Raw genomic sequence first — 11,716 nt, forward strand, 5'->3', positions numbered from 1 at the left:
TTGCATCAGGCCGAACGGTTCGCCGGCGTGAAAAGAAGACGGAGGCCCCGCCTTCACCGATGAAGTATGCACGAATCCCGGAGCCGAACGAAGCATTCGAAGTACACGTCCTGACATCCGAGTCGGCAAACGACGGTAGCGACAAGTGCACTTTCAGCGATCCATTAGCGTACCCGGAGATGGTGTACGGGACCGGGAGACCGGTCGCGCCCAATGGAAGGTCGAGAACGTGTCCACCAATCCCACCCCGCCGCCCGCCGCGCCGCGGCCCGACGGCCCGCGCCCCACTGCGGCCGATCCGGGCCCGCGCGACCTGGACCGCGCCCCCCGCGATCCGGAGAACGGCCCCCGCGAGGGCCGCCCGGACCCGCTCGACCCGGGTCGGCGAGGCAGCGGCCCCGTCGGGATCGACGGTGGTGAGGGCGGCGATCCCGGCGCCCGCGACCTCGGCCGCGAGCCGGCCCCGGCGGCGGCCCGCAGCTGTCGAACGTGTGGGTCTACAAGGGCCGCGCGTACGACCTGTCGGAATGGATCAACAAGCACCCGGGCGGCGAATTCTTCATCGGCCGGTCCAAGAATCGCGACATCACCTCGATCATCGGTTCGTACCACGCGAATCCCGAGAAGATCGAGAAAATGCTCCAGCGGTTCGCACTCGACCGCGACGCGCGCGTCGAAGACGTGCACCCGAAGAACAACGCCCCCGCGTTCCTGTTCAAGGACGGCTTCGACAGTTGGCGCGACACCCCGCGCTACCGGTTCGACGATCCCGCGGATCTCCTGCACCAGGTGAAGGCGCGGCTGAAGGACCCGGCGATGAAGGCCCGGATCCAGCGCATGGACCGGTTGTTCAACATCACCGCCGCGGCCCTGGCCGTCGCCTACGTGGCAGTGATCGCGGCGCGGCTCAGCGTGCCGGCGTGGATGCCGATCTGGCTGTTCGTGATCCTCATGGTGATCCTGCGCAGCTCCCTGGCGGGCTTCGGGCACTACGCGATCCACCGCGCCCAGAAGGGCGCCACCAAGGTGCTGGTGAACTCGTTCGACATCAACTACGTCGCGCTGTCCTTCGTGACCGCCGACGGGCACGCCCTGCTGCACCACCCGCACACGCAGAGCGAAGTGGACATCAAGAAGAACGTGTTCACCATGATGATGGACATTCCGCGGTGGTACCGGATCCCGATCCACACGTTGCACAAGTTCGGCCACACCGCCACGGGCATGACGATGCGACTGTTCGAGATCGTCAAGCTCACCCGCCAGGTGGGCGTGGCCGACATGTACGGCTCGATGCGCGGCGCTCTGCCCCACTTCATCGGCGCGTTCGCGATGCGCGCGGTGCTGATCGGCGAGTTCTTCCTGTTCCTGTTCCTCGGCGACATCTGGGCCTGGGTGGCGCAGTTCGTCGCCGTGCTGTGGGTCAGCACGTTCCTGGTGGTCGCGAGCCACGACTTCGAGACCGACGTCGACGAACTGCCCGAAGTCGAGACCGAGGACTGGGCGGTGAACCAGCTCAACCAGGCGTACGACCTGAGGATCTCGGGCAACCGCTACGTCGACTGCTTCCTCTCGGCCGGGCTGTCCAGCCACCGCGTGCACCACGTCCTGCCGTACCAGCGCAGCGGCTACGCCAACATCATCACCGAGGACCTCATGGCCGAGGAGGCCGCGAAGTTCGGCGTCGAGTGGCTGCCGCGGCGCAGCTTCTTCTTCGACCGGCTGCCGGACCAGGTCCGGACGTTCCTCGGCAGCAAGGCCCGGCCCGCGCAGGAGCAGGGCCACGGATTCCTCCGCGAGCACTTCTCGCCGCAGGCCCTCAAGACGTCGGGTTCGTACGTCGTCGCCGGGTTCACCGGCATCGGCACGGTTTAAGGAGATGACCATGAACACCCAGGAACAGCGCACCGTCGTCCCCGACGGCCTGTGGCGCGGCGCCCCGCCCGCCCCGCCGACCTCGGTCGCGGTGATCGAGTCGCTCGCGACGGGCTCGCCCGCGCCGACGTACGACCAGGCCGAGTCCGCGGACCGGGTGGCGCAGCGGTTCGACGATCCCGCGCAGGCGGCGCGCATCCGCCGCGTCTACGCCAAGACGCAGGTGGCCGAGCGGCACCTGGCGATCGACCCGCTGACCCCGGAGTTCGCGGAGTTCAGCGCCCGCCCGGACACCATCCGCGAGCGCATGGACCTGTTCTACGAGCACGCCGCGCCGCTCGCGATCGACACGGCGCGCCGCGCGCTCGGCGAGACCCGTCCCGAGGACGTCGGGCAGCTCGTCTTCGTCACGAGCACCGGCTTCCTGGCGCCCGGCGTCGACGTCGCGGTCATCCGCGCCCTCGGCCTCGCCGCGAGCACCAGCCGCGTGGTCATCAACTTCATGGGCTGCGCCGCCGCGATGAACGCCCTCCGCGTCTCGACCGACTACGTGCGGGCCAACCCGGACCGCAAGTCGCTCATGATCTGCCTGGAGATCAGCTCGGTGAACGCCGTGTTCTCGGGCGACCCGAACGACGTCGTCATCTCCAGCCTGTTCGCCGACGGCTGCGGCGCCGCCCTCATCGGGGCGAGCGAGGTCGGGCACCCGCTGCGGTCCGGGAGCATCGTCGTGCGGGACACGTTCAGCCACCTTCTCGACGGTGCCGAGGACGGGATCGTGCTGGGCGTCAACGCCAACGGCATCACGTGCGAGCTCGCGCAATCCCTGCCGCAGTACATCCTGGGCGGCGTCCGGCCCGTGATCGACGAGGTGCTGGGCCGCAACGGCCTCAGCGACGCCGACGTCGCGCACTGGGCCATCCACCCGGGCGGACCCAAGATCATCGAGTCGGCCGCCCAGGCTCGGCCTGCCGGCCGAGGCGTCGCGACTGAGCTGGGACGTGCTCGCCGAGCACGGCAACATGCTCAGCGTCTCCCTGCTGTTCGTCCTCGAGCGCCTCCTGGCCCGGATGCCCGACGGTGCTCCTGCCGCGCCGAGCACGGGCATGGCCTTCTCGTTCGCACCGGGCGTCACGGTCGAGGGTTTCCTGTTCGACGTCATCACCGACGGCGAATGAGCACGCCATGAAGCTGTTCAAGTTCCTGCTCTCGATCTCGCCGGCGGCGATCGCCGCGGCGGTGGTCGCGGGCCTGATCGCCGGCGGCGCGAACGCCTACCTGCTCACGCTCATCAACGGCCTCGTCGCGCCGGGACCGATGCCGACGGTGACGGTGACCCAGTTCGTCCTGACCGCGGTCGTCGTGGTGGTGGCGGGCGTCGCCTCGCAGCTGATCCTGCTGCACCTCGCGCAGGCGGCGGTGTACCGGCTGCGGGCGCGGCTGTCGCAGCGCGTGCTCGCCGCCCCGCTCGAGCACATCGAGCGGCTCGGCGACCACCGGCTGCTGGCGACCCTCACCGAGGACGTCCGCTCCCTGTCGATGGCGGTCTCGGGAATCCCGGGGCTGTGCATCGACCTGGCGACGATCATCGGCGCGCTGACCTACCTCGCGACCGTCTCGGGCACGCTGTTCGCGGTCTCCGTGGCGGGCACGCTCATCGGCATCGCCTGTGTGGAGACGGTGCTGCGGCGGGTCCGGGAGACCTACCGCCGGGCCCGCGAGCTCGACGACGCCCTGATCGGCTCGTTCCAGGAGGTCACGCACGGCGTCAAGGAACTCAAGCTGCACCGCGCGCGGCGCACCGATTTCCTGGACCGCAAGCTCCTGGGCACCGCCGAGGACCTGCGCGGTAAGCACGTCGCCGCAGGCACCCGATTCGCGGGCGGCCAGTGCGCTGGGGCAGGTGCTGCAGCTCGGCACGATGGTGCTCATCCTCTTCGTCCTCGCCCGGGCCATGGAGCTGCCGCGCGAGACGATGATCGGGTACGTCCTGGTCACGACCTTCCTGTCGATGCCGATGCAGAGCCTGATGCACCGCATCCCGGACCTGCTGCGCGGCGACGTCGCGCTCGCGAAGATCCGCGGCCTCGACCTCTCGCTCGAGACGCCGCGCGACGAGACCGCGCTGCCCTACGACGGCCGGCCCGTCGGCGCCGGCACCGTCGAACTGCGCGGAGTGGGCTACGAGTACCTCCCCGAGCCCCCGCCCGGCGCGCACGGACCCGGACACCCGCCGCACGGCGGCCCCGGCGACCCGCCGCCGCATCCTCCCCAGGGACCACCGCCCGGCGTCCCGCACGGCTTCCGCCTCGGCCCCGTCGACCTCACGCTGCGTCCCGGCGAGGTCACGTTCGTGGTCGGCGGCAACGGCAGCGGCAAATCGACGCTGGCGAAGCTGATCACGGGCTGTACGCGCCGCGGATCGGCGAGATCCGAATCGGCGGCGAGCTCGTGGGCCCCGACAACACCGAGTGGTTCCGGCAGCACACCACGGCGGTGTTCTCCGATTTCCACCTGTTCGACGACTACCTGGGCCTCGGGACCGACGACCTGGACGACCGGGTGCGCGGCCTGCTGCACGACCTGGAGCTGGCGCACGCCGTCACGGTGCAGGACGGGAAGCTCTCGACGCTTGCGCTGTCCACCGGGCAGCGTAAGCGGCTGGCCCTGCTGACCGCGCTCCTCGAGGACCGGCCCGTGTACCTGTTCGACGAGTGGGCCGCCGATCAGGATCCACGGTTCCGCGCCGTGTTCTACGACCGGATCGTCCCGGACCTGCGAGCACGGGGAAAGGCGGTGGTCGTCATCACCCACGACGACAGATACTTCGACCGCGCCGACCAGCTGGTGAAACTGGACTTCGGGCAGGTGGTCCCGGCGTCGGCGGCGATCGCCCGCGGAGTAACCTGATGGGCACATAATCACGTGCTACGAAGGGGTTGAAGAACTTCATGGTTGACACCGCCCGGACATCCGTCGCAGGCCTCGAGGTCGCAACGGTCCTCTACGATTTCATCAACAACGAGGCGCTTCCCGGTACCGGTGTAGATCAGAACGCCTTCTGGGAGGGCGCTGCTCAGCTGATCGGCGACCTGGTCCCGAAGAACCGGGCGCTGCTCGCCACCCGCGACGAGCTGCAGGCGAAGATCGACGAATACCACGCCGCCTCCCCCGGCGAGATCACCGACTTCCCCGCGTACAAGCAGTTCCTGCAGGACATCGGCTACCTGGTGCCGGTCCCCGAGGACCGCGAGATCACCACGTCGAACGTCGACTCCGAGATCACCTCGACCGCCGGCCCGCAGCTGGTGGTCCCGATCCTGAACGCCCGCTTCGCGATCAACGCCGCGAACGCCCGCTGGGGCTCGCTGTACGACGCCCTCTACGGCACCGACGCCATCTCCGAGGCCGACGGCGCGGAGAAGGCGCCCGGCGGCAAGCCCGGCTACAACAAGGTCCGCGGCGACAAGGTGATCGCCTTCGCCAAGGACTTCCTCGACAAGGCCGTGCCGCTCGAGTCCGGCTCCTGGGCGGACGTCACAGGCCTGACGGTGGCCGACGGCGCGCTCGCGATCGCCGAGGGCGACAAGACCTGTGCGCTCGCCGACCCGTCGGCCTTCGTCGGCTACACGGGCGAGCAGAGCGCCCCGTCCGGCGTCCTGCTGCGCCACAACGGCCTGCACCTGGAGATCCAGATCGACGCGGCCTCCCCGATCGGTTCCACCGATCTTGCGGGCATCAAGGACGTGCTCGTGGAGTCGGCGGTCACCACGATCATGGACTTCGAGGACTCGGTCGCGGCCGTCGACGCCGACGACAAGGTCGTGGGCTACCGGAACTGGCTGGGCCTGAACAAGGGCGACCTCGCGGAAGAGGTCAGCAAGGGCGGCAAGACCTTCACCCGCACGCTGAACCCGGACCGCGTGTACACCGCGCCCGACGGCTCCGAGCTGGTGCTGCACGGCCGCTCGCTGCTGTTCGTGCGCAACGTGGGCCACCTGATGACCACCGACGCGATCCTGCTGAACGGCGAGGAGATCGGCGAGGGCATCCTCGACGGCATCGTCACCTCGCTCATCGCGATCCACGGCCTGTCGGGCGAGATCAGGAACTCGCGCACCGGCTCGGTGTACATCGTGAAGCCGAAGATGCACGGCCCCGACGAGGTGGCCTTCGCCGCGGAGATCTTCGCCCGCGTCGAGCAGCTGCTGGGCCTGCCCGCGCTGACGCTGAAGGTGGGCATCATGGACGAGGAGCGCCGCACGTCGGTGAACCTCAAGGCCGCGATCGCCGCCGCGAACGACCGCGTCGTGTTCATCAACACCGGCTTCCTGGACCGCACGGGCGACGAGATCCACACCTCGATGGCCGCGGGTCCGATCGTCCGCAAGGGTCAGCTCAAGGGCCAGACCTGGTACCCCGCGTACGAGGACAGCAACGTCGACATCGGTCTGCACGCGGGCCTGCAGCACAAGGCGCAGGTCGGCAAGGGCATGTGGGCCATGCCCGACCTGATGGCCGCGATGCTCGAGCAGAAGATCGCCCAGCCCAAGGCCGGCGCGACCACCGCGTGGGTGCCCTCGCCCACCGCCGCGACGCTGCACGCCCTGCACTACCACCTGGTGGACGTGTTCGAGGTGCAGAACGAGATCGCCAAGCGCGATCCCGCGTCGGTCGACGACATCCTCACCATCCCGCTCGCGAAGAACCCGAACTGGTCGGACGAGGAGAAACGCGAGGAGCTGGACGAGAGCGCGCAGTCGATCCTCGGCTACGTGGTCCGCTGGATCGACGCGGGCGTCGGCTGCTCGAAGGTGCCGGACATCCACGACGTGGCCCTGATGGAGGACCGCGCGACGCTGCGCATCTCCTCGCAGCTGCTCGCGAACTGGCTGCGCCACGGCGTCGTCACCGAGGCCGAGGTCATCGAGGCGCTCAAGCGCATGGCGCCGGTCGTCGACCAGCAGAACGCCGGCGATCCGGACTACCGCCCGCTGGCGCCGGACTTCGACACCAACATCGCGTTCCAGGCCGCGAAGGATCTGATCCTGCTCGGCGGCACGCAGCCGAACGGCTACACCGAGCCGATCCTGCACGCGCGTCGTCGCGAGTACAAGGCCGCGAACAGCTGAGCGGTTCCGTCCCCGTGACCGAAGCCGGGCCGGTCGTGATCGAAGCCGATCGCGACCGGCCCGGCGCGTTCACCGTCCTCCTCGACGGGACGCCGCAGAGCTACGTCGACACCGGCGACCCGACGAACCTCGTCTTCGAGTACGTGCGCCGGATCGGGCACGTCATCGACCTGGCACGACCGACCGGCGAGCCGATCACCGCCGTCCACCTGGGCGGCGGCGGTTTCACCCTGCCCCGCTACGTCGCCGCCACCCGTCCCGGCTCGCGCCAGCAGGTCCTCGAGGTGGATCGCGCCCTGATCGACGCCGTCCGGGCCACAGCGCCCTGCCCAGGCGCGAGCAGATCAAGATCCGCTGCGCCGACGCCGCGCAGGCCGCGTCCGTGCTGCCGCCCGGCATGCTCGGCACCGTCGACCTGCTGGTCCTGGACGTGTTCGCCGGAGCCCGCACCCTGCGGGCCTCACCACCTCGGAGTTCTTCGCCTCGCTGGTACCGCTGCTCGCGCCCGGCGCGGTCGTCGTGCTCAACATCGCCGACGGTGCGCCGCTCGCCTTCGCCCGGTCCGTGACCGCGACGGTCGCGGAGGTCTTCGGCGGCTCCTCCGAGGGCTCCGTGGCGGTCGCCGCCGAACCGGGGGTGCTGAAAGGCCGCAGATTCGGGAACCTGACGCTGGTCGCGGGGCGGGTACCGGACGGCCTGGCACGTCGGCTCGCGGGCGACCCGTTCCCCGGAACCCTGCTGGCGGGCACCGAGGTGGCCCGGTTCGTGGGCGGTGCGAAGCCCTTCACCAGCACGAACGCGCAGGAGTCCGCGCCGCCGCGCGGGATCTTCGGGTAGGTTGCTGTCGATGGGATCACATCGGTCTGGAACGGGTTCCCGCGGCGTCGCGCGCTGGTTGATCGCGCTGGTCGTCGCGATCGTCGTCGTGGCGGTCGTCGCCGTGGCGATGGTGTGGCTGTCGGGCCGCTCCGAGCAGGAGGGCCGCGACGCTGCGGCCACGTGCGTGCGCGGCGATCTCCCCGTGCACGTCGCCGCGGCGCCCGCGCTGGTCGAGTCGTTGCGTCGGGTGGCCGACACGTTCAACTCCTCCGGCACCGTGTCGGCCGACTACTGCGCGAAGATCGAGGTCTCGGGAGTCGACTCGCCGGTCGCGCTCGGCGCGCTCACGGGCACCTGGGACACGAAGCTGGGCGCGGCACCGTCGTTGTGGATCCCGGAGAGCACCGTCTGGACGGCTAGGCTCGCGGCGGCGAAGCCTGCGGAGGTGTCCGGGCAGCCGACGTCGATCGCGTCATCGCCGGTGGTCCTCGCCGTGCGGGCGTCGGCGCGCGAGGACTTCGCCGATGTGCGCTGGCTGGACCTGCCCGGGAAGCAGCAGTCGCTCCGGATCGCGCTGCCGACCGGGGCCGACTCCGACGGGACCTTCCTCGCGGCGCAGTCCGTGGCAGCCGCGGTCGGGCGCACCGGCGGCGCGGCGCTGTCCGACGATGCCGCGAAGAGCCCGGTCGTGACCGGCTCGCTGCAGCGGTGGGCCTCCGCCGCGCCGAGGTCCACGAGCGCGGTGGCCACGCTCGAGTCCCTGACCACGCCCGGCGACGGTGCGCTCGCCGTCCCCGTCACCGAGCAGCAGCTGTACGCCTTCGGACGCGGGCGGGGCGGTGCGGCGCCGATCGGCGTGCATCCCGGCGGCCCGACGGCGTCCGCGACGTATCCCGCGGCCGTCCTGGACCGTGGCGACACGTCCGACGCCCAGGAGCGCGCGGCGGCCGACTTCGTCGCCTTCCTCACCGAGGACGACAACGCCGCGCCGCTGGCCGAAGCCGGTTTCCGCGTTCCGGGTCGGCCCACGCCCGCTGGCACGCCGTCCGTGGACTTCGGCACCGTCGAGCCCTCGGCGCCCGCGTCGAACGCGGCAGTGACCACCCTCGCCGACGCGATCAAGGGCCGTTGAGCGCTTGAGCGCTCGTCCGAACGGATGAATCCGGTGCCGAACGGCCCGGTGCACGACGGTGCGCGCCTACGATCGGCCGGTGACGAACACGACACCCGGGTGGTACGACGACGGATCTGGAACCCAGCGCTGGTGGGACGGGCAGCGGTGGACCGAGCAGACGCAACGGCCGCCGCAGCAGGGCGGGATCGGCGGCATGATCAACCGCATCGAGGCCGAGGCCACCGCGGGCGCCCAGCCCCGTCCGGCGCAGAACGGCATGAACTACGTGGTGCTGCAGGTGGTGCTCAAGGAGAAGTTCCTGGGGACCGGTTCCGGCAACCTTACCGAGCTGGAGGCCGCGATCAATCAGCAAGCGGCCCTGGGCTATCGCCTGCACACGATCAGCACCTCGTCGTCGGGCAGCAAGGGATTCGCCGGCGGCGACCGCATCCAGGCGACGATGGTCTTCGAGAAGATCTGACCCGGCCGGATCAGAAGGGCGGCTGTTCGTCCTGCGGCAGCGCGCGGTGCGCTCCCGGGGCCGTGGAGCGCCGAGCACCTGGTCGATACGATCCTCGACGATGCTGCGGGGCTCACGCGCGCGGGCGATCTCGTCCTCGACCGCCGCGATGTTCCGCTGACGGAGTCGCTCGCGGCGAGCGTGCTCACGCTGCAGGCGGGTCCGGCCGCCGGACTGGACGGTATCGGCGCCCGGATCGGCGTTCCCCGTTCCGACGCCGTCCGGCACGATCCATTCCACCCGCGCGAGGTCGGGGAACAGCGCCAGCACCGTACTGCTCGGGTCGACGATGTACCGTCGCCCGTCCGGCGAGGTCCAGAGGATCCTCCCGTCGCGGAGCCTGGCGTCGATCCACCTCCCCGCCGTCTTGACGTGGTGGTGCGCGATGCAGAGGGGCTGCAGGCAGTCAGCGGTCGTCCGTCCGCCGAGCTCGGGGGCGCGGTGGTCGAACTCGCGACTGTGGTCGAGTTGCGCTCGCGAGGCCGGGCGGTTGCAGTACGGGAACACACACCGCGGGATCGTGAGCCGCAGGTAGCGGTCGAGATCCACCGACGGCCGGTATCCGCGACTCCCCCGCGCCCGCACCACCGGCGCCGTACTCGGAGCGGCGGGCGACGGCGCGTCTGCACGCGGGGCCGCACCGCCTGAGTCGCCGCCCGGGTTCGGCAGCGGCCCGGAGGCCCTCCACCCCCACCGCCCGGGCCACTGTCCGGGTCATCGTCCGGGTCGCCGTCATCGGGATCGTCGTCATCGGGATCGTCGTCACCGGGATCGCCGTCATCGAGATCGTCGTCATCGGGGTCGTCGTCGCCACCGTCCGGGGCGTGGGCGTCCGGATCGTCACCGTCCGAGTGGTCGAAGGAGGAACCACCACCTGGTTCGGGAACCGGCCACGCGAATCCAGCGGAATCGTCGGCGAATTCGCCCGAGTGCTCCAGGTGGAGAACGATCTCGGCGAACGCGAACGCGATGTCGAGCGTGCCGAGCGGGCCGACGTGAGTAGTGGCCGTACCGGACTCAGGAGAGTCGGAGCCGGCCGCGGGCACGACCTCGTCCGTGATGCGGCGGCCGAACGGGCGGACCTTCGCATCGGGACGTTGCGCCAGCTCGCGGGCGTACTCCACAGAGATCGGTCCGTGCCCCACGAGGTACCCGGCAGCAGGCTGCTCGCCGGACGCCGCCGAGCCGGTGTGCTCGACCATGCTCGCGACTGTCCCCGTGCTCGCCGTCGCGGCCGCGCCGGCATCGGCAACCGCGGCAGGTTCTGCGCCGGCGGCGCCATCCACGTCGCCCGCAGCTGTGTCCGCACAGCGCTCAGCCGCCGACTCGGCCTCTGCTGCCTCAGGGACGTCCCGCTCGTTGAGGACGACGTGGAAGAGGGTGACGAACCGGGTGACGGCACCGTCGGCGTCCGGCTCGCCGAAGAAGACGGCCTCGCGGTACCTGCAGTCCTCCGTCTCGCACTGGCAGCCCAGCGTGCCATAGCCGCGGGACAACTGCATCAGCCCATCGGCACGACGCTGCGGCACGGTGCGCGGGTCGCCGTCGCACACCGTAGTCACGATGTGGTCCAGCCGCGCGGACAGCTCGTTGATCGTGGGCGGGCAGCAGCGCGAACACCGCGCCCATGCCGTCCTCGTCCGGGCGGAACGTGACCCGCCGATCCCGCTCGGCGAGCTTGCGACGACGTTCGGCCGCTTCGTGGTCGAGCCGATCGACGATGGCATCCGCAGCCTCGCGCAGCGCGGGCAAGGACACCACCTCGAGCTCTCGCGTGAGCCGCTCGTGCAGCGCCGTGTCGTACTCACGTACCTGTTCGGCTCCGAGCGCACGCGCACGGCACAGGGCCGCCTCCGCCGCCTTCGGGGAGATCACATTCTCCCCGACCAGCCCGAACACCTTGGGCACCCGTTCCACGAGCCCGATCGCGGTCTCGACCGCGTGGCGCGCCGCCGCGGACCCCATCCGCAGGAGCGTGGACACCTGCGCGTCGAGCGCTTCCTCGGCGGCCGCCAGCCGCCGCCGGGCCTCCACCGCCTCCGCGTACTCGCCGGGACGCGCCAGATACGCCGCCTCATCATCGGCGTACATCACCCGGTGCAGGGCGTAGAGCCCCGTCATCGTCCGGCAGTACGCGACGTTCTCAGACCGGCGTTCTTCGAACAGAACCGCAGCGACCGCGCGCTCTTCACTCCGCGCACCCGCGAGCCCCAGGGAAGCAGATCCCCAGGTAGATCGCGTAGTGCCGCAGGAAGC

At 70.5% G+C, this 11,716-nt stretch carries 6 protein-coding genes and 4 pseudogenes; 9 read left to right on the forward strand and 1 reads right to left on the reverse strand.

Going from position 1 to position 11,716, the window contains the following annotated elements; translation table 11 throughout:
- The first annotated feature begins 480 nt into the window (after positions 1 to 480).
- From MTP03_RS12070 to MTP03_RS12105, 9 genes and pseudogenes are all read left to right on the forward strand, one after another.
- Positions 481 to 1,875: a fatty acid desaturase gene (locus MTP03_RS12070; protein WP_248492142.1), complete on the forward strand. Its 1,395-nt coding sequence runs from the start codon at positions 481 to 483 to the stop codon at positions 1,873 to 1,875.
- 10 nt (positions 1,876 to 1,885) lie between these two features.
- Positions 1,886 to 3,053 (forward strand): annotated as a pseudogene (locus MTP03_RS12075) (type III polyketide synthase).
- A 7-nt stretch (positions 3,054 to 3,060) separates the two neighbouring features.
- Positions 3,061 to 3,597, forward strand: a pseudogene (locus tag MTP03_RS23725) (ABC transporter transmembrane domain-containing protein); the annotation flags it as partial.
- Between the two features lie 307 nt (positions 3,598 to 3,904).
- A pseudogene (locus MTP03_RS23730) lies at positions 3,905 to 4,785 on the forward strand (ATP-binding cassette domain-containing protein).
- A 41-nt stretch (positions 4,786 to 4,826) separates the two neighbouring features.
- Positions 4,827 to 7,007 carry a malate synthase G gene (locus MTP03_RS12085; protein ID WP_248488533.1) on the forward strand — a complete coding sequence of 727 codons (2,181 nt, stop codon included), beginning with the start codon at positions 4,827 to 4,829 and terminating at the stop codon, positions 7,005 to 7,007.
- Positions 7,008 to 7,389: 382 nt separating this feature from the next.
- Complete coding sequence (locus tag MTP03_RS12090; protein WP_248488534.1) at positions 7,390 to 7,575, forward strand: hypothetical protein; 186 nt, start codon at positions 7,390 to 7,392, stop codon at positions 7,573 to 7,575.
- Positions 7,527 to 7,844: a hypothetical protein gene (locus MTP03_RS12095; protein ID WP_248488535.1), complete on the forward strand. Its 318-nt coding sequence runs from the start codon at positions 7,527 to 7,529 to the stop codon at positions 7,842 to 7,844. The genes MTP03_RS12090 and MTP03_RS12095 overlap by 49 nt, the downstream gene beginning before the upstream one ends.
- A gap of 10 nt (positions 7,845 to 7,854) precedes the next feature.
- On the forward strand, positions 7,855 to 8,958 hold the full coding sequence (locus MTP03_RS12100) for a substrate-binding domain-containing protein (RefSeq protein ID WP_248488536.1): 1,104 nt from the start codon (positions 7,855 to 7,857) through the stop codon (positions 8,956 to 8,958).
- 79 nt (positions 8,959 to 9,037) lie between these two features.
- Positions 9,038 to 9,421: a DUF2510 domain-containing protein gene (locus MTP03_RS12105; RefSeq protein WP_248488537.1), complete on the forward strand. Its 384-nt coding sequence runs from the start codon at positions 9,038 to 9,040 to the stop codon at positions 9,419 to 9,421.
- 1,535 nt (positions 9,422 to 10,956) lie between these two features.
- Here MTP03_RS12105 and MTP03_RS23735 read toward each other — a convergent pair.
- Positions 10,957 to 11,581: pseudogene (locus MTP03_RS23735) on the reverse strand (DUF222 domain-containing protein); the annotation flags it as partial.
- Positions 11,582 to 11,716 lie beyond the last annotated feature (135 nt).

It is taken from the genome of Tsukamurella sp. PLM1 (assembly GCF_023168325.1).
In the GTDB taxonomy this organism is placed as follows: Bacteria; Actinomycetota; Actinomycetes; order Mycobacteriales; family Mycobacteriaceae; genus Tsukamurella.

Bases quoted from the DNA above. Each gene is read 5' to 3' on its own strand.
- MTP03_RS12100 (WP_248488536.1), top strand. From the start codon at position 7,855: ATGGGATCACATCGGTCTGGAACGGGTTCCCGCGGCGTCGCGCGCTGG.
- MTP03_RS12085 (WP_248488533.1), top strand. From the start codon at position 4,827: ATGGTTGACACCGCCCGGACATCCGTCGCAGGCCTCGAGGTCGCAACG.